Below are 25,267 nucleotides of genomic sequence, written 5' to 3'. Positions count from 1 at the left end.
TGGCTTTCGGTACCTGAAGATTGTGACAGAAGCCTCCGACATTCGTGACACCGCACCTGAAATTTGCGGCGTCGCATTTTTCCCGCTCCTATTGCACGCGAACGGAGGCGTCGCTAGGCGATGCCTCCACCGTCGACGACGAGCGCGGAACCGGTCACGTACGAGGACTCGTCGGAGGCGAGCCAGACGACGGCGGCGGCGATCTCCTGCGGCTCCCCCATGCGCTGCAGCGGGCGGTCGGCGGCTTCCGCGAGGAACGAGCCGGCCTCCTGGCCGAGCTGGCGGGCCTCGTCGCGGAGCATCCCGGTGTTGACGTCTCCTGGGTTCACCGAGTTGACGCGGATGCCCTGCGGGCCGTGGTCGATGGCGAGCGCGCGGGTCATGTTGACGACCGCACCCTTGGATGCGCAGTACGAGATGGCCTGCGCTCCTCCCTTGAGCCCCCAGCCGGAGCCGGTGTTGACGATGGATCCTCCGCCGTTGGCCGCCATGACGGGCACGACGTGCTTGCACATCAGGAAGATGCCTTTGACGTTGACGCCGAAGACGCGGTCCCACTCGTCCGCCGTGGTCTCGACCGCTGTGGTGCGGCGGATGATGCCCGCGTTGTTGAAGACGACGTCGACGCCGCCGAACGCGGTGACGGTGTCCGCGACGACCCGCTCGATGTCCGTCTCGTTCGACACGTCTGCTGTGAGGGCGATGGCGGTTCCGCCCGCCGCGCGGATCTCCTCCGCGACCTTCTCCGCCGCGCCGGGCGCGACATCCACGACGGCGACGCGCGCGCCCTCCGCCGCGAAGGCGAGGGAGGTGGCGCGGCCGATGCCGCCGGCTCCTCCGGTGACGATGGCGGACTTGTCGGCTAGACGCATGTGTGCGCTCCTTCGGTGGTGGCCGCACTGGCGGCACTGACAGGGTAGATGCTCGACGACGACGGACCGGTGATCACCCGGAGGTGACCGGCGAGACGTGCGTCGAGGCTGGTGTCGCCGGTGTCGACCAGGAGGGGTCGTCCGGCGAGGTCGATGAGTTTCTGTTCTGTCGCGACAACCATCAGGGGGTCGGCGAGCAGAGGGTCGGCGCCGATGGCGTCGAGCACGGCGGGCGAGAGCTGCTGATTGCCGCGCCCGAGCAGGAAGCCCTGGCCGCCGATCACGGTCACGACGGCCTGCGCGGGGTGTCCTGCAATGGATGCGATGGCCTGCTGCTCCGACACGTCGCGTGCCACGAGCATCCCGTCCTGCACGATGTCGACGCCGAGCGGGGTGGCCGGCACGCCCAGTTCGCGCGACACCGCGGCGAGCGTTCCTCCGGGCCCGAGCAGGTAGCGCACGCCCGGCCGCATGGCGGCGACGGCGCCCGCCGCTGCCCGGCGGACGGCGTCGGCCTCGCTGGTGGGGGTGGGCGCTTTGCGTGCCTGGGTGCGCTCGCGGGCGACGGGGACGCGGACGAGCGCGAACAGGCGAGGATCCGGCCGGCCGGCGCGCAGCAGCTCCTCGTCGAGGTCGAGGACTTCCGCCTCGCGCGTCGGCAGGCCGCCGGCGGTCAGCCACTCCGCAGCGATCGCGCCCGCTGCGGCGGGAGCGACGGCGAAGCAGCCGGAATACATCTTGACGCCGGCCGGGATGCCGAGCAGCGCGGTGTGCGCCGGGGCGCCTCGTGCCGCATCCCGTGCCGTGCCGTCTCCGCCCGCGAACAGCACCAGGGTGGCGCCATCGGCCACGAAGGCCGCGACGGCACGCGCGGTGTCGTCGCCCGTGGTGCCGTCGCCCGCTAGGCCGTCGCCCACGAGGCCGTCGCCCGTTTGGCCGCGCTGCGCGTCCGGAGCGTAGACGACGCGCGGGAGGAGACCGGCGGCGCGCACCGCATCCTCGCCGAGCGGCCCGGACGCTGTCAGCACCTCCAGCCCGGGATGCGCGCCCGCCAGCACCGCGAGGGCCGCGGCAGCGCGCTCGGCGGCACGGGCGTGCGAGCCGCGCGCGGCGGCCTCACGCTGCACGGCCTCGCCGTCGCTGCCGACGAGGCCGGCCGGTCCCCCGATCCCGGCGACGGGGTTCACGATCACCCCGAGCGCCGGGCGGAGCTGACGGAGGGAGGACATTTACGCAGCGGCCTCGTCGGAGGAGGAGGCCGACGCAGCGCCAGCGCCAGCGGCAGCGCCAGCGGCAGCGCCAGCGCCAGCGCCAGCCGCCTCGGGCGACGGAGCGGAGAACGGCGCGAACGCACCCTCTCCCGCCCCGGCGTACTTCCGCTGGTACGCCCGCCAGGTCACCGCCCAGCGATCCGGGTCGTCCAGGTCGTCGTGGTGCGTGTGGTGCACGGTCTGGTTGTGCGGCGCCGTGCGCACCACCTCCGGCGTCTCGCGGGCCTCGCGGGCGACCTCGGCGAGCACGTTGGCGTACTCGTCCAGTTCGGCCATCGAGTACGACTCCGTCGGTTCGAGCGTGAACGGCTGCGGAACGATGTACGGGTGGTGGCTGGTCCAGTAGTGCATGCCGAAGTCGGAGGCTCGGACGCCGATCTCCTCCGAGCTGATGCCCGTCTCCTCGAACAGCTCCTGCCAGGAGTACCGCACCTGCTCGATGCGGCGGCGGCCGGTCGCGTACGGCGCGCTGGCCCCGGGGATCGCGAGGATGCGCTTCATCAGGTAGTTGTTGTTCAGCACCGCCGTCTCTGCCACGGCGCGCAGGCCCTCCGCGCCGAGCGCGCTGATCCAGGCGTACGTGCGCACGATGTTCGGGATGACGCCGTAGAACGGGGCGACAGAGCCGATCGACTGGCGCCGGTCGGCATCCAGGACGTAGCGGTCGCCGACCCGCTCGACCACCGGGCCGGGCAGGAACGGCGCAAGCGCCTCGGACACGGCGTTCGCCCCCGAGCCGGGACCGCCGCAGCCGTGCGGCGTCCCGAACGTCTTGTGCAGGTTGAAGTGGCACACGTCGAATCCGGCGTCGCGCGCGCGGGTGATGCCGAGGATGCCGTTGGCGTTGGCCTGGTCGTACGAGGCGAGCGCGCCGACACCGTGCGCGAGCTCCACCCACTCCCGGATGCGCGGGTTGTAGATGCCCGTGTCCTCCGGGTTGGTGACCATGATCGCCGCGGTGCGCGGTGAGAGCGCGGAGCGGAGGGCGTCGATGTCGGGGTAGCCGTCCGCATCCGGATGGATGGTGATGACCCGGTATCCGGCCGCCTTGGCCGCCGCCGCGTTGGACGGGTGGGAGAAGATCGTGGTGATGACCTCATCCCGCTTCTCGGCCTCGCCGCGGGAGGCGTGGTAGGCGCGGATCATCGAGATGTTGGCCCAGATCGCCTCCGATCCTCCGCTGGTCTGCAGGGAGACGCGGCTCATGCCGGAGATCTCGGCGAGCATCCGCTCGGTGCGCCAGACGATCTCGAGGATGCCCTGCGCGCTCGCCGGATCCTGCAGCGGGTGCAGCTCGGTGAGGTCGGGGGTCCGGATGATCGCCTCGTTGACCTTCGGCGCGTACTTCATGGTGCAGGTGCCCTGGCCGACGTCGACGTTGAGGTCGGCGCCGAGGTTCTCCTGGCTGAGGCGCAGGTAGTGCTTGAGCACCCGCATCTGCCCGATCTCCGGCAGCGCGGGCGGTGCACTGCGCCGGAGGGATGCGGGAAGCGCCGCCACGACGTCGCCGACGGCCTCGCGCACGCCGGCCTCCGGGCGGGAGACGAGCACTCCGCGCTCGCCCGGCGTGTGCAGTTCGAACACGACGGGCTCGTCCCAGCGCGCCTGGTGGAAACGCCGCACGGGCGGTTTGGGGGCGATGGGGAGGCTCATGCGCTCTGCTCCTTCTTCTGTGCGCCAGCCGCTGCACCCGCGCCGAGGGCGTCGGAGAGCACGGCGGCGAGGTCGTCGATGTCTGACTGGGTGTTCTGCTCTGTGACGCACACCAGGACGTGCGTCTCGTCGATGGCGTGGCCGGGCTCGAAACCGGATGCGCGGCCGGCGGCGACCAGTTCCGGTGCGGTGAGCGCCGCATCCCGGAGGTCGATGACGAACTCGCGGAAGTGCGTCGCCCCGTCGGCGAGCGCGACGCCGGGAAGGGCGGCGAGGGCGCGGGAGGCGTACGCCGTGCGGGCGAGGACGGTCTCTCCGACCTCCGCCATGCCCTGCGGGCCCATCAGGGAGAGGTAGACGCCCGCCGCGATGCCCCAGAGCGCTGCGGCGGTGCCGACCCACTCCTTCCCTTCCTCGCGGAGGGCGAAGGAGGTGCGGTCGTATGCGACGTCGCCGAAGCCGTACTCGCCCGGCACGTCGGTGGAGGCGAGGCCGAACAGGCGCGACGGCATCTCCATCACGAAGCGGGGGTCGTCGTGCACGGCGATGAAACCGGCGTGCGCTCCGCCGAACCAGGGGTGCAGCCCGAGGGACTGGATGTCGCCGTGGACGATGTCCGCGCCCTGGTCGGCGGGCGGGGTGAGGATGCCGAGACCGATCGGGTCGGTGCCGACGATGACGACGGCTCCGACCGCGTGGGCGGCGTCGGAGAGTTCGGCGACGGCGGTCTCGAGTGCTCCGGTGCAGCTCGGGGTCTCGATCCAGATCGCTGCCGTCGCGTCGTCGAGCATCCGGGTGGCCGCGGCGACGTCGGCGACGCCGTCGACGGTCGGCACCAGGACGAGGTCGATGGTGGGCGCGATGTAGTCGCGCACCTTGGACAGCTTGTCCGGATGCGCGTCGCTCACCAGCAGGACGGTGCGGCGGCCGGTGATGCGGCCCGCCATCGCGAGGGACGTCGCCGCGGCCTGGAAGCCGTCGTACGTCGGCACGTTGACCACATCCTGGTTGAGCAGCTCGCCCATCAGCGACTGGTACTGGAACAGCGCCTGGAACCGGCCGTGGTCCTCGTACGGCTCTCCGGCGTACGCGGTGAGGAACTCGCTGCGGTTGATGACCTCGTCCACCACGGCGGGCACGGCGTGCTGGTACGTGCCGGCACCGAGGAACAGCCGGCCGGGCTCCACCGCGCGGTTCCGGCGCAGCAGGCCACCGACGTGGCGCACCAGGTCCTGCTCGGCGACGAGCGGCTCCGGCAGGTCGAGCGGGCTGGCCAGGCGCAGGTCGGCTGGCACGTCGGCGTAGAACTCCTCGACGGACTCCGCGCCGACGGCGTCGAGCATCGCCTGACGGGATGCCGGCGCCGTGTTCGGCACGTACGGGTGGACGAATGGTTGGGTCATGGTGGCCTCGCGGTCGGTGGTCTGGTGGTCGGGGAAAGGATCGAGTCCGAAGTTGTTCACGGGTGATCCCGGCGTGTCGCGTGAATAACTTCGGACTCGATGGCTTGGGGGGCGGGGTGGGCGATGACGGCGACGCCGAACGGCCCGAGGGGGAGGCCGGGGGCGGCGTCGGCGTCGGCGTCGGTGAGCAGGTCGCGGCCGCCCGGGATGCGCGGGGCCGTGAGCGTGCGGCGCCCGTGGTTGAGGACGAACGTGTAGTCGGTCTCGCCGTCGGTGCGGGTGACGACTTCGAGGTCGGTGTCGCGCTCGGCGGAGGCGGGGACGGGCACGCCGGCGGCGGCGAACACCTCGGAGAGCACGGCGCGCATCCCGTCGCTGTCGAGACCGGCGCTCAGGTACCAGGCGGCGCCGGCACCGGATGCGCGGCGCGTGACGGCCGGACGCCCGGCGAGGTCGCCGTCGCTGTAGTGGGCGAGCACCTCCGTGCCGTCCGCCGCCTCGATCCACTCGCTCCAGACGCGGACGCCGTGGCGCTCGCCTCCGAACGCGACGGACGCCGTCTGCCCGTCCGCCAGCGGCCACCACTCGTCCACCTCGACGCCCAGCAGGTCGCGCAGCGGGCCGGGGGCGCCTCCGTCGTGCACCTGCTCGCTGTGGTCGACGACGCCGGAGAACGGTCCGACGACCAGCTGGCCTCCCTCCGCGACGAACGCCGAGAGCGCATCCGCCTGCTCGGGGGTGGTTGCGTAGAGGTTGGGGACGAGCAGCACGCGGTGCTCTCCGTACGGACCGGCGGCGCGGGCGACATCCACCGGCTGGCCGAGCGCGTACGCGGCGGCGTGGTAGGCCCGCGCCTCCTTCAGCCAGTCGAGGCGCACGGACGGCAGGGACTCCGGTTCGCTGACGCCCCACCAGGAGTCCCAGTCCGCGACGAGGGCGACGGATGCGCGCACGCGGGTGCCCTTGATCGGCGCGAGCTTCTTCAGTTCGGCCCCGAGCGCCTTGGTCTCCTGGAAGGTGCGGCTGCGCTCTCCGCGGTGCCCGAGCATCGCGGAGTGGAACTTCTCCGGACCGAACTTGGCCTGCCGCCACTGGAAGAACAGCACGCCGTCCGAGCCGTGGGCGAGCGCCTGCATGCTGCCGACGCGCATCTGACCCGGCGCCTTCGGCACGTTGACCTCGCGCCAGCTCACCGCGCTCGGCGCCTGTTCGAGCAGAAGCCACGGGCGGCCGTCTTTGAGGGAACGCATGAGGCCGTAGTTGAGGGCGGCGCCGATGTGCGCATCCGGATCGGCGGGGTCGGGGTACGCATCGTCGGTGACGATGTCCTCAGCGTCGGCGAAGTCCCAGTAGTCGAGCTCGCGGAACAGGCTCATGAAGTTGGTGGTGACCGCGATGTCGGGGGTGACCTCGCGCAGTACGTCGATCTCGGACTGGAAGAGTTCGAGCAGCGCGTCGGAGGAGAAGCGCTCGAAGTCGAGGAGCTGGGCAGGGTTGATCGGGCCGGTGGCCGTGCGCGGCGGCTCGATCTGGTCGAAGTCGAGGTAGTGCTGCCCCCAGCAGCTGGTGCCCCAGGCCGCGTTGAGGCCGTCGATCGTCTCGTAGCGGTCCCGCAGCCAGCGGCGGAAGTGGCGGGCAGACTCCGGGCACCAGCAGCGGGAGACGTGGTCGCCGTACTCGTTCGACACGTGCCAGAGCGCGAGTGCCGGATGCTCGCCGTAGCGTTCGGCGAGGGTGCGCGTGAGGCGGAGGGCCGCATCCCGGAACACCGGTGAGCTGGGGCAGTACGTCTGCCGCGAGCCGAACTCGAGCCGGACGCCGTCGGCGTTCCAGGGCAGCACCTCCGGATGCTCGCGGACCAGCCAGGCGGGAGGCGTGGCGGTCGCGGTGGCCAGGTCGATGCTGATGCCGTGCTCCCAGAGCAGGTCGATCACGCGGTCGAGGCCGGCGAAGTCGTACTCGCCCTGACGGGGTTCGAGCAGCGGCCAGGAGAAGACGGGAAGGGTGACCAGGTTGACCCCGGCCTCGACCATGAGGCGTGCATCCTCTGCCCAGGCGCTCTCCGGCCACTGGTCGGGGTTGTAGTCGCCGCCGTATGCGAGGGCGTCGAGGCGGATGGTCCGCGGCGAGGTGGTCGTCACTGGTCTCCTTGCGGCTGTGCTGGGGCTGTTCTGGGGTGGTGCTGGGCGTGGCGACGGCGTGGTGCTTTACACCAGGCAACCGTCGACTGTATTCTGTATACAGTAACGCTAAAGCGATTCCCGCGGTGGGTCAAGCCCTAAGCTGGCGACGCCGGCCGGCCGGGAGGCCACGCACGAACCGACCAGGAGGTCACAGTGATCGAGCGCAAGAACCTGCGGTCCCAGGTGCGCGAAGAACTCATCGCGAGAATGCGCGCCGGCGACGTGCGCCCCGGCGAGAGCATCAACGAGGTGCAGCTCGCCGCCGAGCTCGGCGTGTCGCGCACGCCGCTGCGGGAGGCCCTGATCGCGCTCGAAAGCGAAGGGCAGATCGAGTCGGAGAACGGCAAAGGCTTCCGGTTCGTGCCGCTGAGCGCCCGGGAGTTCGAAGAACTGTGCCCCATCATCGTGGCGCTGGAGAGCCTCGCGCTCGACCTCAGCCCGGCCGACGAGCTGGCCGGAATCGGCACACAGCTCGCCGCCCTCGCCGCCGAGTTCAACGACGACGTCGCCCAGCACGCGCTGGTCAACCGCCGCGACGACGAGTGGCACAACCTGATGCTGAGCGCCTGCCCCAACCAGCGACTGCTCGACGAGATCGCCGGCGTGCGCCGCGCCATCCACCGCTACGAGTCGCTGCTGGTGTCCGACGACGTGATGGTCGAACGCAGCGCGATCGAGCATGCGGACATCGCACGCCACCTGGTCGACGGCGACCTTCCGGCGGCGAAAGAGGCGCTGGCGGCCAACTGGACCAATGGGATGCGCCGTCTGCTCGCGGACGCGGGGATCTCGTGGGAGCGCCTGGGCTGACCGCCGTCGCGTCTTCGCGGCGTCTCCCCTCACCCCTTCACCGCTCCGCCGAGCAACCCGGCGACGAACTGACGCTGGAACAGCAGGAACACGATCAGCAGCGGGATGGTGGCCAGTAGCGAGCCGAGCATCAGGCCGGAGTAGTCCACCCTGGACAGGCCGATCATCGTGTTGAGGGCCACCGGGACCGTGTACTTGTCCTCGGTGTTGAGCATCAGCAGCGGCCAGATGAACGCGTTCCACTGGCTCACGAACGTGTAGATCACCAGGGCGGCGAGCTGCGGTCTGGCGATGGGAAGCACCACCCGGTAGAAGGTGCGCAGCTCGCCGGCGCCGTCGATGCGGGCCGCCTCGATGATCGTGTCGGGGAAGTCGAGGAACGCCTGCCGCATCAGGAAGATGCCGAACGCGTTGGCGAGGAACGGCACGACGATGGCCTGGTACGTGTCGATCCAGCCGATGCTCGCCATCATCTGGAAGAGCGGCACCAGCAGCACCTGCATCGGGATCATCATGGTCACGAGCACCACGCCCATCAGGACACCGCGGCCACGGAACCGGAACTTGGCCAGGCCGTACCCGGCCATCACACTCACCGCCGAGCTGAACACCGTGTAGACCACGGCGATCCCGAGGCTGTTGGCGAGCACGAGGCCGAAGTTGGTCTCGGCCTGCAGCCTGGCCAGGTTGGCGAGCAGTTCGCCGCCGGGCAGCACCGGCAGCGGCGTGGCGAACAGCGACGACGTCGTGTGGGTCGACGCCACGACCATCCACAGGAACGGGACGACGCTGAGAACGGCCCCTGCTGCGAGCAGGACGTAGACCGGTGTGTGCCGCAGGGCGCGGATCATTTCTTCTCCCTCAGAAGACGGAACTGGACGATCGAGATGATTCCGGTGAGCAGCACGAGCAGCCAGGCGATGGCGGACGCGTATCCGGGGTCGAACTGCTGGAACCCGACCTTGTAGAGGTAGAGCACCGGCGTCAGCGTCGCGTTGTTCGGGCCTCCCCCGGTGAGGATCACGTTCTCGTCGAACAGCTGCAGCGCGCCGATGGTGGAGGTGATCGTGGTGAACACGATGGCCGGCCGCAACTGCGGAACGATCACCTTCGAGAAGGTCGCCCAGCGCCCGGCCCCGTCGACCCGTGCCGCCTCGTACTGCTCGGCGGGGATGCTCTGCAGGCCGGCGAGCAGGATGACCATGTTGTACCCGGTCCACCGCCAGGTGATGGATGCGATCAGCGCCACCCGTGCCCACAGCTCATCGTTCAGCCAGTCGACCGGAGCGATCCCGAACAGCCCGATGAGCTGGTTCACGGCCCCGCCGTCCGTCGCGAGCATCACCCGGAACACCACGGAGTATGCGACGAGCGTCGTCACGGCGGGAAGAAAGTAGATCAGCCGGAAGCCGGTGCGGAACCGCAGCCAGGTCTGGTTGAGCGTGTACGCGAGCACCAGCGCGACGCCGATCATGATCGGCACCTGCACCACGAGGATCAGCCCGGCGTTGCTCAGGCTGGTGAGCACGAGCGGGTCGTCGAACAGCCGCGCGTACTGGTCAAGCCCTACCCACCTGGATACTCCTCCCCTGGTGCTGAAGAAGCTCTGCCACAGCGAGACGACCAGTGGATACGCGAAGAAGATCGCGAACAGCGCGGCGGCGGGCAGGGCGAACCAGGCCCCCGGTCGCTGGAGCCTGCGCCCCAGCGACCGGGTGGTCCCTGCCGGTGTCGCCGTGCGATCCGCGGTCACGGAATCGACGGTGACCATGCTCAGCCCGCGATCGTGCGGCCGGTGGCCGTCGCGATCTGCTTCGCCGCATCCTTCAGCGCTGTGGCGGGGTCCGCTCCGTTGATGACGGAGGAGACCACGGCGTTCGCGACGATGTCGCCCGCTTTCGCGTTGTCGGCGGTGTAGCTGATCGCCGGGATCTTCGCGGTCTGCTCGGCGAACAGGCGGTAGACCTTCTGGCCACCGAAGTACGGGTCCGACTGCTGGAACAGCGGGTCTTTCAGCGCGGGCAGGTAGGAGGGGAACAGGCCGTCCTTCTTCATCATCGACACCTGGCTGGCGGTGTCTGCGAGTGCGAACGCGGCGAACGACGCGGCCAGCTGCGGGTTCTTCGCCTGGGCGGGGACGGCGAGCGCCGAGCCTCCGCTGTTGGAGGTGCGGGCGCCGTCGGTGCCGAAGGCGGGCAGTTCGGTCACGCCGTACTTCCCGCTCAGCTCCTGCGCCTCGCCGGTGAGGGTCGCGATCCACCAGACCGCCTCCGGGGTGACGGCGGAGTCGCCGTTCTTCGCGCTGGTGACCCGCGCATCCCAGCCGGTGACGTTCTTGAGAAGCCCCTTGTCGTTGAGCTCCTTGAGCAGGGTGAGCGCCTTCACGGCCTGCGGGGATGAGACGGCGATGTCGCCCGAGTCGTCGAAGAGGCCCTGGCCCTGCTGCTGCAGGAGCATCTGGAACAGACCGCCGGAGGAGATGTCGGCGGTGAGGAGCGTGTGGCCGGTCTTCGCCTTGATCTTCTCCCCCGCGGTGACAAGCGCATCCCAGGTGGTCAGGCTCGCCGGGTCGACTCCCGCGGCGTCGAGGTAGTCGGAGCGGTAGAACAGCCCGACCGTTCCCGAGTCCCACGGCACGGCTTTGACCGCGCCGGATGCGTCGACGGAGGCCGCCCACTTGGACGGGTCGAAGTCGGCCTTCTTGTCGCCGATGATCGGGGTCAGGTCGGTGAAGCCTGCGGGGAACTGGCTCAGGTAGCCGGGCGTGTGGTCGGTCTCGATCGTGACCAGGTCCGGCAGGCCCGTGCCTGCCTGGAGACCGACGGAGAGCTTGTCGTACGCATTGTCGTAGCCGATGTCGACGACTTTGATGCTGGTGCCGGAGTGCTCCTTCTCGTACTCCCCCGCGAGGCGCTTGAGGGAGACGGCTGCCGCATCCCACGACCAGACCGTGATGCTGCCGGACACCTTCGCGTCCGGGTCGAGCGTCGCGGCGGGTCCGGAGGCGGTCCCCGCCATCGCGCACCCGCTCAGGACGAGCGCGGCGGCGGCGAGCGGGACGAGCGTTCTGAGGCGTTTCATGGTGACTCCTTTGTCAAACGTGAATATTGTATACAGAGAGGGACGGCAAACGATCCCGCCGCCCCACGGTCTCCGGACCTCAGCCCGAAGCGCGCACGGCGAGGTCGACGCACAGCGCGGCCGACCAGCCGAACGACGTCGTCGCCGTCCTGGCCTTCCTGCCGGTGAGCGGGTTGAAGTACTCGTGCGGCCCGCCGGCGTGCTGCACGAGGCGCAGGGTCGCCTCGATCAGCTCGCGGGAGCGGTCCGCGTGGCCGGAGACGGCCAGCCCCTCGGCGATGAGGGCGTTGATGTTGACCCACACGGGGCCGCGCCACATCCGCTCTGCGGAGAAGTCGGCATCCCGGGCAGCGACCGTGGGGATCGCCCACGGCGTCGCGAACCGGGCCGGGTCGTCGAGGGCTTCGAGCATCCTGGACACGATGCGGCCGGGAAGGCGGCCGGTGAGCAGCGGGAGCAGGCTGACGGCGGTCTCCGCGGCGAGCGGCGTGCCTGCTCCGCGGGAACGGAAGAACCCGGCGGCGTCGTCCCACATCGCCTCGAGCAGCGCGAGGGTGCGCTCGGCTCGTGCGGCGTGGCGCTCGGCGGCCGCAGTGTCCCCCACCGACCTGGCCCGGGATGCGAGCAGGTCGTCCTGCAGGATCAGGTACGCCGCGAGATCCGGCGAGGCGACGGGAAGCTCGCCGTCGAACACCGGGCTGTCGTCGAGGCCGGAGGAGTACGGGTGGCCGTACTCGGGCATCCCGTCTCCGTCGAGGTCGGAGTGCGCGAACCACCACTCCTGGCTGTGCGCGACCGTCTGCCACGCCTCGTCGAACCAGGCGGGGTCGTCGACCAGGCCTTCGAGCGAGCGCAGCGCCCAGGCGGCGAGCGGCGGCTTGGTGAGCGGGATCGGCGCCGACGGGTCGGCGATGGAGGAGCCTGCGCGACGCAGCGTGTCCCTGTCGCCGGGCGGGAGGTCGTCGCTCGACGCCAGCACGCCGTCGTCGTGAACGACGTCGGGCAGCTGGCCGTCCGGTGTCGGGAAGCCGAACGCGAGCGCGAGCTGCTCGCGTGCGAGCTCCGGGGCGCCGTGGCGGAGGCCGGCCGCGATGAAGTACGCGTCCCACTGCCAGAGGCCGACGTAGCCGATCTTCGACGGGACGACGGCGCGCGCGTCGCCGCGACCGGGCAGGGTGACGATGTTGGCGCCGAGCACCCACCAGCAGAACGCCGTGAGGTCGGCGAGGTCGGAACGCACCCGCGGTGTGCGGGCGAACCAGTCCGCCCAGACGGATGTGGTGGCTGCGAGGGCGGAGGCGTGCGGGGTACCCGAAGCGTGCGAAGCCTCCGCGTTCTCCGCCGTGGATGCGCCCAGTGCGATCCGCAGTTGCGCGCCGTCTCCGCCGGGGAACGAGAGCCGCACGACGGTGTCCCCGCCCACCTCCCGCACCAGCAGGTCGTCCGCGCCGGTCGCCAGCCACGACGCCTCGGCCGCTGATGGCAAGCCGGGCGCCCACGCACCGGATGCGCCACCCGCGTGCGTCGTGTCGAGCGCGCCCGGCACGGTCAGCTCGACCGTCCACCGCGAGCCGCCGCCGAGGCTCAGCGCCCGCTGGCCGTCGAAGGTCAGGGTCGCTCCCCCGTCGAACGCGATGCTCTCCGGGCGCACGTCCGCGATCTCCGCGACGCGCCCGTCCGCACCGAACACCCGCAGCGCCCGCACCACGACGCAGTCGTCGAGCCTGCGCTCGTACTCGGCCAGCCGCACAGTCACGCGGCCGTCCGTCCGCCGCACCAGGATGCGCGACCCCGGCAGCGTGAACGGCGCGTTCTCCAGGTCGAGGAACCGAGCGGCACGGTCGGCCGCATCCTGTGCAGCAGCATCCAGCGCCGCCGCATCCTGTGCCGCCGCGCCCCGCGCATCCCGCGTCGTCGCCGCCGCGTTCATCGGCCGCCCAGCCCGGACGCCGCCATGCTGTTCAGGATGCGACGCTGGCCGATGACGAACGCGATCAGCATCGGGATGGTCGCCACGGCCGACGCCGCCATGATGAGCCCGTAGTTGATCGAGCCGAACTGCCCGCGGAAGCTCTGCAGCAACAGCGGGACCGTGAAGAGATCCTGACTGTTCAGCAGCACCAGGGGAAGCAGGAAGTTGTTCCAGGTGCTGAGCGCCACGATGATGGCGAGCGCCCCGAGGCCCGGGCGCAGGTTCGGGAGGATGATGCTCCAGAAGATGCGCCACCGTCCTGCGCCGTCGACCAGCGCGGCCTCCTCCAGCTCCTTCGGCAGCGACAGCACGAACTGGCGCATCAGGAACACCGCGAACGGGTTCGCCAGGGCGGCGGGGATGATCAGCGACAGGTGCGAGTCCACCCAGCCCAGCTTCGCCATCAGGAAGTAGAACGGGATGAGCGTGACCTGCATCGGGATCATCTGCGTCGCCAGGAACACCACGAACAGCACGCGGCTGCCGCGGAACCGGATGCGGGCGAACGCGTACCCGGCCATGGCCGCGGTGATGAGCGTGCCGATGACGACCAGCACGGCGATGTAGATGCTGTTGAAATACGCCTGCGCGAACGGGGCGTCGTTCCACGCATCCACGTAGTTCTGGAACGTGAACGGGGTGGGGAGGAAGCTGAGCGGGTCGTTCAGGAGCTGGGGCAGCGTCTTGAACGAGGTGATGAGCATCCAGATGAACGGGAACACCATCGCGATGCCGCCGATGGCGAGCACCACATGGAGGAGCGTCTTGCGGACGCGGGAGCCTGCGCGGCCCTCGCGGGGTGCCCCTGGTGCACCTGGCGCACCGGATGCGCGGACTGCACCGGATGCGGCTGCCCCGCCGCGCTCGTCTGCGGTTCTGACGGCGGTGGTCATGCTGCACCATCCTCGTAGTGGACGAACTTCTTCTGCGCCGTGAACTGGATGCCCGTGATGACGAGCGTGATCAGCAGCAGGATCACCGACGCAGCGCTGGCCGGACCGAACTGGAACTTCCCGAAGCCGAGATCGTAGATGTGGTAGACGATCGTGCGGGTCGCGTTGTCCGGGCCGGCGTTCGCCGTGAGGATGAACACGGTGTCGAACGTCTGCAGCGAACTGATGAACGCGATCACCGACGAGAAGAACATGATCGGCGACAGCAACGGCATCCGGATGCGGAAGAACAGCGTCAGCGCCCCCGCCCCGTCGATGCGCGCCGCCTCGATCACGGCGGGAGAGATGTTCTGCAGGCCGGCCAGGAAGATGATCACGTTGAGGCCGAGCGACGACCAGATGGAGACGATGCAGACCGCGATGAGCGCGAGGTGCGGGTCGCCCAGCCAGTCCGGGGCTGGCACGTGGAAGACGCTGGCGATGAAGCCGCTGATCACGCCGTCTTTGCGGAACAGCTGCTGCCAGATCATCGCAACTGCCACCGACGAGGTGACCACGGGCGCGAAGAACAGGATCAGGTACAGCGTCTTCGTCTTCAGCTTCTCCAGCGCCACCGCGATCACGACGGCGAGGCCGAGGCCGACGGGGACCGTGATCACGGCGATCAGCAGGGTGTTGAGGATGGCCCTGCCGAACAGCGGGTCGGCGAGCTGGTTGCGGAAGTTGTCGAAGCCCACCCAGCTGAGGTCGTTGAGACCGTCCCACTGGGCGAAGGCGAGCACCAGGCTCGCCGCGAACGGCAGCACGACGAACAGTGCCATGCCGATCAGCTGCGGGCCGACGAACACATAGCCCCAGCGCCGGTCGCGCCGCCGCCAGGCGGACTCCCCTCGGAGTCCGCCCGGCGCGGTGCCTGCGGGTTTCGCCGTCGCCGCCTGGTCGGGGGCTTCGGTCAGCGACCCTCGGATTGCACTCACGCGTCGATCCCTACTTGCCCGTTTTGTCTTCGATCATCTTCGCGACATCGTCGAGGGTCGCCTTGGTGGACGCCTTGCCCTCGTAGAGCGCGAGCATCTTGTCGCTGATGTCGCTGGAGAGGCCGGGGACGGATGCTTCCGTCGCGTAGTCCTCGAACCCGATGTCACGCATGTCGAGCAGCGTCTGGGCGTGCTCCGGGTATCCGTCGAGGACGACCTTGTCCGCGCCCTTGATCGACGGAACGGCGTTGCCTCCGCCCTTCAGCCGCTCGGTCTGGCCGGCTGCCGACAGGTAGTTGGTCCAGAACTCGAACGCTGCGGCCTTGTTCTTGGTCTTGGCGTTGATGGCGAGGTAGCTCACGGCCGTGCCGGTCGGCGCGGCTTTGCCGTCCGGGGTCGGCCACGGCGCGACGTCGTAGTTCTCCGGGTCGCCCGCCGACTTCACGGTACCGATCGTGTAGCGGCCCTGCACGAAGAAGCCCGCCTTGTGGGTGACGAACACGCTGTCGGCTCCTGCACCCTGCGGGAGGGTGTCCGCGACGACGAACGTGCCGTTCTGGAAGTTCTTGGCCAGCACGTCCATCGCCTTGACGCTGGTCTGGTCGGTGTTGGCGACGAACTTCCCCGACTCGTCGAACGCCTTGCCGCCCTGCGCCGAGATCCAGCTGTAATGGGTGGACCAGTAGTTCCAGAACATGGATCCGGTGAGCCCGGCCTTCTTGAGCTTCTCGTTCATGTCGAGGTAGGCCTCTGTGGTCCACTTGCCCTCGGAGGCGAGGGTGGCCGGGTCATCGGTGACGCCGGCCTTCTTCAGCGCGACCCTGTCGTACCAGAGCGCATCCGGGTTGGAGTCGTTGGGCGCCGCGTAGATCTGGTCGCCCTTCTTGGTGGCGCCGAACAGGCCCTGCGCGAAGTCCTCCGGCTTAGTCTTGCTCGCGCTGGAGTTCATCAGGTCGGTGAGAGGCAGCAGCGCCTTCGAGTTGACGAACTGGCCGATCTTGTCGTCGCCGATGTAGAACACATCCGGTGCTGTGCCGGACGCGAGCTGGGCGAGGAGCTTAGTGTGGTAGTCGCCGTAGTCGGCGACCGGCTGCAGCACCACCTTGATGTCGGGGTGCTCTTTCATGAACTGGTTGTCGAAGTCCTTGTAGCGGGCGATCTCCTCCGGAGTGCCCCAGGTGGACCAGACGACCGTCTTGGAGCCGGAACCCCCCGATCCCGATCCTGAACACGCGGCCATGCTGAGTGCCAGCGCGACGGCCGCCCCCACAGCCACCAGCCTTCTCATCTTCGAGTCGACGCGAGACATGCCTACCTCATTCCTTGAAGTGTCTCTTGCAATTCGGGGGCCACGGGTACGGGGCCGCTCCTGGTCTGTATTCTGTATACAGTAGGCAGGCGCGTTATGCAAGTGTCCGCGAGCTACCAGCAGCTGCGGCGCATCCCGGGCGTTTCGCGACAGTTACTGGTGTTTCGTTCGTAGTAGCGGCGGCAGCGCGGGTGGGCGTATGGTCGCCGCATGGTCACCGACGACCCGCTCGACACCGATCCGGACAACTATCACCTGCTCTGGGAGAACGAGTACGTGCGCGTGCTCGAATACCTGGATGCGCCCGGCCTCCGCACGAACGAACACGACCATCCGAACAGCGTGCTCGTGGCGCTGAGCGAATTCGATCGGCACCTGCGCACACCGGACAAGGAACGCACGGTGCACCTCGATGCCGGCGAAGCCGTGTGGCTGCCCGCGCAGCGGCACTCGGGCGAGAACGTGGGCACGACACCGACGCACACGCTGCTGATCGAGCTCAAGGGGGATGCGGCGGGAGACGCGGGGACCGCGGGCGCGGGGACCGCGGCGGTGGGGCCGAGCACGGCGGAGTGACCGCCGGATCCCCGCCCCGCACCGCCGCGGTCGGCCCGCAGTCACGCCCGCGGGCTGAGGCTCACGCCGCGTCCCACGCCACCGCCACGTCGAGCACCCAGACGACGCCGAAGCGGTCGGCGAGCATCCCGTATGCGGGCGAGAACGCGGACGGCCCGAGGTCTTCGATGATGGTGGAGCCCTCGGCCAGCCTTCCCCAGAGCTCGGCGATCTCGTCGGCGGTCTCGCCGCGCACCGAGACGAAGAACGCCGTGTCTCCCTGGTCGTAGCCGACGCTGGCCGGCACGTCGTATGCCATGACCTGGAACCCGTTCGCGCCGATGACCTGGCCGAACTTCACCTGGCCGGCCTCGTCCGGGGTCTCCGCGGCGTGGGCGTCGGCGTTCGTGACGACGACGAGCTGCCCGCCGAAGACGGAGTGGTAGAACTCCAGCGCCGCCCTGGCGTCGCCGCGGAAGTTGAGGTGGGGTGTGGTGGTGACGGACATTGTCTGCTCCTCGCTGACGTTCCGCCCGGACGTTCCGGACGGTCGACGCCCACTCTCACAGCAGTAGAGGACAGCTTCGGTCCTCTACCCGATCTACGCTGGCAGCATGACGTCGACCACCTCCCGGCTGCTCGTGCTGCTCTCCCTGCTGCAGGCGCGGAGGGACTGGCCGGGCGGCCTGCTCGCCGAACGCCTGGACATCAGCCACCGCACCGTACGCCGCGACATCGACCGGCTGCGCGGGATGGGCTACCGCATCCAGGCGACGAAAGGCCCGGACGGCGGTTACCGGCTGGATGCGGGCGCCGAGCTTCCCCCGCTCCTCTTCGACGACGACCAGGCCGTCGCCCTCGCGGTCGCCCTCCAGGCCGCCGCGGTCAGAGGGGCCGGGGTGGAGGAGGCGGCGGTGCGCGCGCTCACCACGGTGCGCCAGGTGATGCCGTCCCGTCTGCGCCACCGACTGGATGCGCTCACGTTCACCACCATCCCGGACGGCCGGAACACGGCGGTGCAGCCGGTGGATCCGGTTGTCCTGCTCTCGGTGTCCGCCGCGGTGCGCGGGCGGGAGACCCTCCGTTTCGACTACGGGGACCACGACGACCGCCCTCCCCGCCGGGTCGAACCGCACCACTTGGTTGTTGCCGCCGAACGCTGGTACCTGTTCGGCTGGGACCTCGATCGCGACGACTGGCGCACCTTCCGCGTCGACCGGATGCGCCCCCGCACCCCGAACGGCCGCCGCTTCGAACCGCGCCCGGTGCCGGGAGGCGACGTGCGCGCATTCGTGTCCGCCCGCTTCAAGGGCTCGGCAGGCGCGGGCGACTGGCCCTGCCACGGCAGCGCGATCCTGCACCTGCCGGCCTCCGCTGTGCTGCCCTTCGCGGGCGACGCGGTCGTGGACGACCTCGGGGACGGGCGCTGCCGCATCCACGTCGGCTCGTGGTCGTGGGTGGCACTGGCGGCGTCACTGGGGCGCTTCGACGCGGCGATGGAGGACGTGCAGCCGGCGGAGCTGCGGGAGGCGTTCGGGGTGCTTGCGGGCCGGTATGCGGTGGGCGGGCGGTAGCCTCCCGCCGGGCTCAGCGCCGAGAGAGCAGTGAGGTGACCCGCAGCTTCTCGCTGTGGATCCACACGTCGGAGTACTCGACCGGACGGTCGTCGGCCAGGTAGGTGACCTGCTGCAGGTATTGGACGGGTGCGCCGATCGGCAGTTCGAGGGCGGAGGCGGCATCGCCGGATGCCGCCTCCGCGGAGAAGGTGCGGCGAGCGCTGCCGATCTTCAGGTGGTAGGCGCCCTCGAGCGTCCCGAAGAGGCTGGTGGTGCGGAAGTCGGTCTTCTCGATCCCGGGCGCGAGGTCGGCGCGGACGTAGTTCACCAGCAGGGCGACCGGGCCGCGGTCCGTGCTGCGCAAGCGGACCAGCTTGAGCACCCTGGCTCCTGGCGACACGTCGAGCAGCGCGGCGACCGGCCGGGGCGGCTCGATCAGGCGGCACTCGATCACGTCCGTCTCGGTCACGATCCCCTGGTTGGCGAAATCCTCCGACAGCGTGCTGAGCTTCTGCGCGATGGCCGGCTCGATCGTCGTCGACGTGACGAACGTTCCCTTGCCCCTGACCTGCCGGAGCAACCCCTCCTCGATCAGGGTGGTGAGGGCCCTGCGCAGCGTCCCCCTGCTCACGCCGAGGTCGTGCGCCAACTCCGGTTCGCTCTTCAGCCGGTAATGCGCCGGCCACTCACCGGCGGCGATCCTGGTCCGGATGCGCTCGGAGATCTGGCTGTGCAGTGCGACGGGTGCGTCTCTGTCGAGGTCGTCGGTCACTTTCCCCCTCTTTCACTGGCACCCGCCGTCCCGACACTACGGCAGTCGGGACGGCGGCGCTCGTCAGTAGCTGGTCGTGTTCTCGTCGCCGGAGTCGGTGATGATCGACAGGCCGGCGCTCGTCCCGAGCAGGCTGGCTCCCGCGCGCAGCAGGCCGAGCGCCTGCGGGTAGCTCTTGATCGAGCCGGACGCCTTCACCAGCACGCCGGGACGAGCCAGGTCGACCAGGTAGCGGACGCTCTCCGGGCTGGCCGTCTCGATCTGCCCGCTCGACGCGTTCTTCAGGAAGGCGACGCCAGCATCCATCGACAGTTCGACGGCCGCGCGACGCTCGTCCGGGGTGAGCAACGGGAGCTCGAGCATGACCTTGACCGGGATGCCCGCCGCCTGCACGACACCGGCGATGTCGTCGCGGAACGCGTCGTACATCCCGCTCTTCAGCCAGCCGATCTGCACACCGATGTCCAGCTGGGTGGCGCCGAGCTTGGCGATGGACTCGGCCTCGGCGGCCTTGCCCGCGCTCGTGGTCACGCCGACGGTCGGGAAGTCGAGCGCCGTCGCGATGCCGACGCCCGTGCCGGCGAGTTCTGCGGCGACCACGTCGACCCAGGATGCGGGCACCATCGCGGCGTTGAAGCCGTGCTCGACCGTCTCCTTGGCGTGGGCGACGATCTCGTCGCGGGTGAGGCCGACCTCGATCTTGGTGTGCTGGATGTACGGTGCGAGTTGCGCCGGAGCCAGAGTCAGCTCGGTGGTCGAAGTGTCAGTCACGGTTTCTGTTTCCTTTCGCGGGCACCGCGGTCGCGGTGCTTGTGGTGTGGTGCAGGTCTGGGAATGCGCGACCGGGTCAGAGCCGGTCTGCGTAGTAGTCGGGCGCGATCACGCCGTCGCCGCCGAACCAGCGCGGAACGTCGACGCCGCACACGAGGCCGATGTTGCCCCACGGCTCGAAGGCGCCGGTTCGCACGATGACCTTCGCCTGGGCTGCGACATCGCTCAGCATCTCGGCGTGGGTGCGCGTGCTGAACTCGGCGTCGGCGAAGGTGGACTGCAGCCATTCGTCGAGCCTGGGGTTGTTGCTGACGACGTCGTCCGCCCGGACGACGCCCTCGACCACCAGTTCGCCGGCGATGAGGCCGAGCACGGTGCGCAGGTCGGGCAGGTTCTCCGCCAGCGCGAGGTCGATGCGGTGGGCGTCGCGCGGGATGGGGAAACCGGCGTCGACGACGAGGATCAGATCGGTGTGGCCGAGCGTCGCGAGTGCGCCGCTCAGTTCGGCGTTCAGGATGCCGTGCTTCTTCATGGTCGGGTCCTTTCCCTGGTGGTCATGCGGCGGAGGAGGCCGACGCGTTCGCGCCGGTGGCGGCGGACATGATCGACTCCTCAGTGGCGTCCACCGAGTCGAGCACGGCGACGATGCGGCCCTCTGCCATGACGGCGATCCTGTCGGTGATCGTCAGGAGCTCCGGCAGGTCGGACGACGAGCAAACGATCGCGACCCCGCGGGCGGTGAGGGCGTACAGCTGCTCGTAGATCTCGGCGCGAGCACCGACATCCACCCCTCGCGTCGGTTCGTCGAGAACGAGGACGTCGGGCTGGATGGCCATCCAGCGGCCGAGCATCGCCTTCTGCTGGTTGCCTCCGGAGAGGTTCACGATCGGGGTGTCGAGCGACGCGGTCTTCACCGTCATCGCTGCAGAGAGGGCCGCGGCGTCCCGGTCGAACTGGCGGCGGCGCACGAGCCCGAACCTGGTGAGCCTGCGCACCTCGAGCACGCCGATGTTCTCGCCGACGCTCATCGTGCTCAGCAGCCCTTGCGCCCTGCGCTCACCCGGCACGAACGCCAGCTTGCGCCGGACAGACTCGGCGGGCGATCGCTGCTGATACTGCGAGCCGAGCAGGTCGACGCTTCCGCCCGTTCCCCTGTCCGCTCCGAACAGGTTGCGCAGCATCTCGACGCGGCCGCTGTCCGGAAGTCCGGCGAAACCGAGGATCTCGCCCGGGCGCACCTCGAACGTCACGTCCTGATGGGCACGGCCGGCGAGCCCGGTCACGGCGAGCACTGGGGGCGCATCCCGCCAGGCCGACGCGTCCGTCGTGTCCGCACGCCTGCTGAGGTTGCCGAGCTCCCGGCCGACCATCGCGGCGACGGCCTGTTCCGGCGTGGTCTCCGACCGGCGCCAGGATGCCACGTGCCTGCCGTCGCGCAGCACCTCGATCTGGTCGGCGAGCCGGAACACCTCCGGCATCCTGTGCGAGACGTAGACGATGGTGGTGCCCTGCGCTTTGAGCGTCGCCATGAGCGCGAATAAGCGCTCCGACTCCGCGGGCGTCAGCACCGAGGTGGGTTCGTCCAGGATCAGGATGCGGCAGCCGCGGGCGATCGAACGCGCCACCACGATCAGCTGCTGCGTCGCGAGGTCGAGCGTTCCGACCGGCGCTGCCGGGTCGAGCCTGAGGTCGAGCTGGGCGAGCAGTTCGGTGGCGCGGGCGGTCATCCTGCGTCGGGAGGGGAACCAGCGGCTGCCGGGCTCCACGCCGACCAGGATGTTCTCGGCCACGGTGCGCTCCGGCAGGAGCGACAACTCCTGCGGCACGATGGCGACGCCGTGTTCGGTGAGCATGGTGTGGGGGTCGTAGCGCGTCACCGGGGCGTCGCCGACGGTGACGGTCCCGTCGCTCGGCGGCTGCAGCCCCGCGAGGACCTTCAGCAGTGTCGACTTGCCTGCGCCGTTCTCACCGAGCAGGGCCGTCACCTCGCCTTCCGGCACCTCGAAGGTCACATCCTCCAGCGCGCGCACCGGGCCGAACCGGCGGCTGAGCCCGGTGATGCGGATGGCGGGGCGCGGCTTCACGGCCGCACCGTCGCCGGACGACGGGAACGTCATGGCCTAGCCCTCCACCGTTGCTTCGGACAGGTTGTCCTTGGTGATGATCTGCGCGCCGGTGTCGACGCCGGAGATCTTGGTGCCCTTCTTCAGGAAGTCGACGAGCACCTTCACCGCCTGGTATCCCTGCTCGGACGGGTTCTGGCTGATGGTGAACGTCATCACGCCGTCCTTGATGAACTCGGCGGTCTGCGGAAGGAGGTCGAATCCGACCGTGGTGATCTTTCCCGCGTTGCCGGACTGCTGCACCCACTTGGCGGAGGCGGTGGTGCTGCAGCAGTCGAGGCCGGCGATGGCCACGACCCCGGACTGGCCGGACATGGTCGAGTCGACCACGTTGTACGCGGCGTTCGGCTCGTTACCGACGTTCACCGGGCCGACGACCTCCAGCGTGGAGCCGCTCATCCCCTCCTTGAACCCGCCGAACCGGTCGTTCGACCAGCCGGCCCCGGTGTCGAGCGAGAAGACGACGACCTTGCCCGTGGCGGTGTCGCCGAGCGCCTTGCGCAGCTCCTCCGCCTCGGACTTCCCCGACGCCTTCAGGTCCTGGCCGACGAAGCCCATCTGCTTGGAGTCCGGGTTGTCGGTGTTGAACGAGATGATCGGGATGCCCGCGTTGTACGCCTCGGCGATCACCGGCTTGAGCGCGTCCGAGCTGGCGGACGAGACGGCCAGACCGTCGACCGACTTCTGCTGGATGAGCGTCTGCAGCTCAGCGACCTGCTTCGCAGCGTCGCCGCCGGTCGGGCCGATGAGCTGGACGTCTGCGCCGAGCTCGGAGCCCGCCCGTTCCATCCCCTGGCCGATCGGCGTGGCGAAGGCGAGCGACGGGTCGTGGTAGCTGAGCTTGATGCGCAGCTTCTCTCCTCCATCCACGCGCTTCTGGATGTAGTCGGCGAGCTGGAAACCGCCTCCGGAGGTCGAGTCTGCTGTTGCGTTGGTGATCGCGCCGCAGCCGGTGATGGCGATGGCCAGGGCGGCTGTCATGGCTCCCGCCGCGAGGACGCGGCGCGAAATGGTGCGGAATGACATCAATACTCCTTCGTGTGTGATGACGTGCTGCTGGATGGTGCTGATCCGGATGCGTCTGCGTCGGCGCATCCGGGTGTCACGCGCGGGTTTTGCGTTTGCGCTGCCAGGTGTCCGCCGCGACCGCGGCGACGATGACGAGACCAGTGACGACGGTCTGCCAGAACGACGAGATGCCGTTGATGTTCAGGATGTTCTGAAGTACTCCGATGAAGACCACGCCGATGACGGTGCCCCACATGGTGCCCGAGCCTCCGAACAGGGCGGCCCCGCCGATGATGACGGCCGAGATGACGGTGAGCTCGAGTCCGCTGCCCGTGACGCCCTGCACGTAGGACAGGAACGAGAGGCCGAGCACTCCGGCGACGGCCGCGGTGAATCCGGAGAGCACGAACGCCGCGACCTTCACGCCGGAGACATTGATGCCCACCAGGCGCGCTGCTTCTTTGTTTCCGCCCACCGCGTACGTGTTGAATCCCAGCCGCGAGCGGGAGAGGAGCACGACCCCGAGCGCGACGATCACGATGAAGAACAGCAACTGCATCGGGATGACGCCGAACAGCCTGCCCTGACCGAGCAGGTTGAATTCGGCGACACCGGAGTTCGACGCGCTGAGCGAGATGGGGGCGCCGTCGGAGATGAGCAGGGCGACGCCGCGGAAGACGCTGAGGCTTCCGAGCGTCACGATGAACGACGGGACGCCGAGCAGCACAACCGCGAGTCCGTTGAGGAGACCGGCGACCACACCGACGAGCAGGCCGATGACGATCGCGAGCGGCCAGGCCACCCCGGCGGCGATGGCCATGCCGGTGCTGATCGCGGAGAGGGCGTAGATCGAGCCGACGGAGAGGTCGATTTCACCGTTGACGATGACGAACGTCGCCCCGACGGCCATGATCCCGATCTGCGAGACCTGCTGCCCGACGGACAGCAGGTTCCCGCCCTGCAGGAAGCTCGGAGAGAGCACGGTCCCGAGGACGAAGAGCAGCACCAGCGCTGCGAACACTCCGGCCTCACGGGCGTGCAGGATCTTGCGGAAGTCGATCGCGCTCCGTTGCGGCGCTGAGGTGGTGGCGGTCATCGAGTCGGTCCATTCGTCTGGGTGAGCTGAGCGCGGGTGGGAAGGGCGGGGATGACCCCGGGGATCGACACCGTGTGGGCGCCGGCGAGGGCGGCGAACGCTGCGGCGTCTGCGAGTGTCTTGCCCTCGGCGATCGCGACGGCGAGGGCCGCGGTGAAGGAGTCGCCTGCCCCGGTGGTGTCCACGACGCGCACGGGGACGGCGGGCGGGATGGCCACGATGGTGTCTGCAGGGTTGTCGGCGTCGGCGTCGCTGTCGCTGTCGCTGAGCAGGGCGCCATCGGACCCGCGGGTCAGGATGACCCCGCCGTCGAGCCGTTCGCGGAGCGCCTCGACCAGTTCCCGCTCGCTGCGTCCATGATCCGGTCCGAGCCCGAGGAGCACGGGCGCCTCGGTCTGGTTGGGGGTGATGATGTCGATGAGCGCCCAGGCGTCGTCCGGCAGTGCCTTCGCGGGCGCGGGGTTGAGCAGGGTGCGGGTGCCTTCCTCTCTGGCGATCCGCAGGGCGGCGACGACCGCATCCATCGGGATCTCCATCGAGACGACCAGGATGTCGGCCGCGGCGATCTCGTCGCGGAACGTCTCGACGGCGGCCTCGCCCAGCTCATCCAGTGCACCGGGCGCGATCGCGATGCGGTTCTCCCCGGACGGTTCGACCAGGATGAAGCCGACCATCGTCGCGCCAGCGCCGGTCACGACCTTGGATGCGTCGACACCCTCCGCCCGCCACAGCTCGCGCGCCGCACGCCCGAAGTCGTCATCTCCGACGGCGGTGAGCAGGGAGACGTCCGCGCCGAGCCGCGCGGCGGCGACGGCCTGGTTCGACCCCTTGCCGCCAGGCCCACTGTCGAACGTGCCTCCCGACACGGTCTCACCGGCTTCGGGCGCCAAGGGAACACGCACGGTGAGGCCGGCTCCGTAGCTACCGACAACGGCAATCTTCATTGATTCGGGTACTTCCTT

The 25,267-nt window shown here is 69.6% G+C and carries 23 protein-coding genes; 3 read left to right on the top strand and 20 right to left on the bottom strand.

The window, feature by feature from the left end; genetic code table 11:
• Positions 1 to 113 precede the first annotated feature (113 nt).
• Genes ACN6M5_RS16170 through ACN6M5_RS16150 form a run of 5 tightly spaced genes read right to left on the bottom strand, consistent with a single transcriptional unit; the run spans position 114 to position 7,340 of the window.
• Complete coding sequence (locus ACN6M5_RS16170) at positions 114 to 872, bottom strand: SDR family NAD(P)-dependent oxidoreductase (RefSeq protein WP_434951396.1); 759 nt, start codon at positions 870 to 872, stop codon at positions 114 to 116.
• Positions 863 to 2,101, bottom strand: coding sequence for an ATP-NAD kinase family protein (locus tag ACN6M5_RS16165; protein WP_434951394.1), 1,239 nt, complete (start codon positions 2,099 to 2,101; stop codon positions 863 to 865). The genes ACN6M5_RS16170 and ACN6M5_RS16165 overlap by 10 nt, the downstream gene beginning before the upstream one ends.
• Complete coding sequence (gcvPB, locus tag ACN6M5_RS16160; RefSeq protein WP_434951392.1) at positions 2,102 to 3,796, bottom strand: aminomethyl-transferring glycine dehydrogenase subunit GcvPB; 1,695 nt, start codon at positions 3,794 to 3,796, stop codon at positions 2,102 to 2,104.
• Entirely contained in the window at positions 3,793 to 5,259 is a 1,467-nt protein-coding gene (gcvPA, locus tag ACN6M5_RS16155; RefSeq protein WP_434951390.1) for an aminomethyl-transferring glycine dehydrogenase subunit GcvPA, read from the bottom strand. The genes gcvPB and gcvPA overlap by 4 nt, the downstream gene beginning before the upstream one ends.
• Positions 5,256 to 7,340 (bottom strand): beta-galactosidase, encoded by a 2,085-nt coding sequence (locus ACN6M5_RS16150; protein WP_434951389.1) that lies wholly within the window; start codon positions 7,338 to 7,340, stop codon positions 5,256 to 5,258. The genes gcvPA and ACN6M5_RS16150 overlap by 4 nt, the downstream gene beginning before the upstream one ends.
• Positions 7,341 to 7,535: 195 nt before the next feature.
• On the opposite strand from ACN6M5_RS16150, the gene ACN6M5_RS16145 reads away from it, so the two are divergent.
• Positions 7,536 to 8,192, top strand: a complete 657-nt coding sequence (locus ACN6M5_RS16145) for a GntR family transcriptional regulator (RefSeq protein WP_434951388.1) — start codon at positions 7,536 to 7,538, stop codon at positions 8,190 to 8,192.
• Positions 8,193 to 8,221: 29 nt separating this feature from the next.
• Here the strand turns inward: ACN6M5_RS16145 and ACN6M5_RS16140 are convergent, their stop codons facing one another.
• The 7 genes from ACN6M5_RS16140 to ACN6M5_RS16110 form a co-directional block, all read right to left on the bottom strand.
• Positions 8,222 to 9,043, bottom strand: coding sequence for a carbohydrate ABC transporter permease (locus ACN6M5_RS16140; RefSeq protein ID WP_434951387.1), 822 nt, complete (start codon positions 9,041 to 9,043; stop codon positions 8,222 to 8,224).
• Entirely contained in the window at positions 9,040 to 9,945 is a 906-nt protein-coding gene (locus ACN6M5_RS16135) for a carbohydrate ABC transporter permease (RefSeq protein ID WP_434951386.1), read from the bottom strand. Before ACN6M5_RS16135 ends, ACN6M5_RS16140 begins: the two co-directional genes overlap by 4 nt.
• 20 nt (positions 9,946 to 9,965) lie before the next feature.
• Positions 9,966 to 11,273 (bottom strand): ABC transporter substrate-binding protein, encoded by a 1,308-nt coding sequence (locus tag ACN6M5_RS16130; protein WP_434951385.1) that lies wholly within the window; start codon positions 11,271 to 11,273, stop codon positions 9,966 to 9,968.
• A 79-nt stretch (positions 11,274 to 11,352) separates the two neighbouring features.
• On the bottom strand, positions 11,353 to 13,203 hold the full coding sequence (locus tag ACN6M5_RS16125; RefSeq protein ID WP_434951384.1) for an amylo-alpha-1,6-glucosidase: 1,851 nt from the start codon (positions 13,201 to 13,203) through the stop codon (positions 11,353 to 11,355).
• Complete coding sequence (locus tag ACN6M5_RS16120) at positions 13,200 to 14,138, bottom strand: carbohydrate ABC transporter permease (protein ID WP_434951383.1); 939 nt, start codon at positions 14,136 to 14,138, stop codon at positions 13,200 to 13,202. Before ACN6M5_RS16120 ends, ACN6M5_RS16125 begins: the two co-directional genes overlap by 4 nt.
• Positions 14,135 to 15,115, bottom strand: coding sequence for a carbohydrate ABC transporter permease (locus ACN6M5_RS16115; protein ID WP_434951382.1), 981 nt, complete (start codon positions 15,113 to 15,115; stop codon positions 14,135 to 14,137). Before ACN6M5_RS16115 ends, ACN6M5_RS16120 begins: the two co-directional genes overlap by 4 nt.
• A gap of 10 nt (positions 15,116 to 15,125) precedes the next feature.
• On the bottom strand, positions 15,126 to 16,424 hold the full coding sequence (locus ACN6M5_RS16110; protein WP_434951380.1) for an ABC transporter substrate-binding protein: 1,299 nt from the start codon (positions 16,422 to 16,424) through the stop codon (positions 15,126 to 15,128).
• Positions 16,425 to 16,634: 210 nt separating this feature from the next.
• Here ACN6M5_RS16110 and ACN6M5_RS16105 point away from each other — a divergent pair, with 210 nt between their 5' ends.
• Complete coding sequence (locus ACN6M5_RS16105; protein WP_168688538.1) at positions 16,635 to 17,000, top strand: cytoplasmic protein; 366 nt, start codon at positions 16,635 to 16,637, stop codon at positions 16,998 to 17,000.
• A gap of 61 nt (positions 17,001 to 17,061) precedes the next feature.
• Here ACN6M5_RS16105 and ACN6M5_RS16100 read toward each other — a convergent pair whose 3' ends face one another.
• Positions 17,062 to 17,487 (bottom strand): VOC family protein, encoded by a 426-nt coding sequence (locus ACN6M5_RS16100; RefSeq protein ID WP_434951379.1) that lies wholly within the window; start codon positions 17,485 to 17,487, stop codon positions 17,062 to 17,064.
• A gap of 106 nt (positions 17,488 to 17,593) precedes the next feature.
• Between ACN6M5_RS16100 and ACN6M5_RS16095 the strand changes: the two genes are divergently transcribed.
• Positions 17,594 to 18,553 carry a helix-turn-helix transcriptional regulator gene (locus tag ACN6M5_RS16095; RefSeq protein WP_434951378.1) on the top strand — a complete coding sequence of 320 codons (960 nt, stop codon included), beginning with the start codon at positions 17,594 to 17,596 and terminating at the stop codon, positions 18,551 to 18,553.
• A 13-nt stretch (positions 18,554 to 18,566) separates the two neighbouring features.
• Here ACN6M5_RS16095 and ACN6M5_RS16090 read toward each other — a convergent pair whose 3' ends face one another.
• The 7 genes from ACN6M5_RS16090 to ACN6M5_RS16060 all read right to left on the bottom strand — a co-directional run bounded on the left by ACN6M5_RS16090 (position 18,567) and on the right by ACN6M5_RS16060 (position 25,249).
• Entirely contained in the window at positions 18,567 to 19,307 is a 741-nt protein-coding gene (locus ACN6M5_RS16090) for a GntR family transcriptional regulator (RefSeq protein WP_434951376.1), read from the bottom strand.
• A 63-nt stretch (positions 19,308 to 19,370) separates the two neighbouring features.
• On the bottom strand, positions 19,371 to 20,078 hold the full coding sequence (gene deoC, locus ACN6M5_RS16085) for a deoxyribose-phosphate aldolase (RefSeq protein ID WP_085370655.1): 708 nt from the start codon (positions 20,076 to 20,078) through the stop codon (positions 19,371 to 19,373).
• 76 nt (positions 20,079 to 20,154) lie between these two features.
• Entirely contained in the window at positions 20,155 to 20,610 is a 456-nt protein-coding gene (gene rbsD, locus ACN6M5_RS16080; protein ID WP_434951372.1) for a D-ribose pyranase, read from the bottom strand.
• A 22-nt stretch (positions 20,611 to 20,632) separates the two neighbouring features.
• Positions 20,633 to 22,195 carry a sugar ABC transporter ATP-binding protein gene (locus tag ACN6M5_RS16075; RefSeq protein ID WP_434951369.1) on the bottom strand — a complete coding sequence of 521 codons (1,563 nt, stop codon included), beginning with the start codon at positions 22,193 to 22,195 and terminating at the stop codon, positions 20,633 to 20,635.
• A gap of 3 nt (positions 22,196 to 22,198) precedes the next feature.
• Positions 22,199 to 23,227 carry a sugar ABC transporter substrate-binding protein gene (locus ACN6M5_RS16070; RefSeq protein ID WP_085370658.1) on the bottom strand — a complete coding sequence of 343 codons (1,029 nt, stop codon included), beginning with the start codon at positions 23,225 to 23,227 and terminating at the stop codon, positions 22,199 to 22,201.
• 76 nt (positions 23,228 to 23,303) lie between these two features.
• On the bottom strand, positions 23,304 to 24,305 hold the full coding sequence (locus tag ACN6M5_RS16065; protein WP_085370659.1) for an ABC transporter permease: 1,002 nt from the start codon (positions 24,303 to 24,305) through the stop codon (positions 23,304 to 23,306).
• Positions 24,302 to 25,249, bottom strand: coding sequence for a ribokinase (locus ACN6M5_RS16060; protein ID WP_434951366.1), 948 nt, complete (start codon positions 25,247 to 25,249; stop codon positions 24,302 to 24,304). Before ACN6M5_RS16060 ends, ACN6M5_RS16065 begins: the two co-directional genes overlap by 4 nt.
• Between the last annotated feature and the right edge of the window lie 18 nt (positions 25,250 to 25,267).

Source organism: Leifsonia araucanica (assembly GCF_051161895.1).
Classification (GTDB): domain Bacteria; phylum Actinomycetota; class Actinomycetes; order Actinomycetales; family Microbacteriaceae; genus Leifsonia.
The sequence above is the reverse complement of the archived record's forward strand: the minus strand, read 5'-3'. Positions and strand labels throughout refer to the sequence as shown.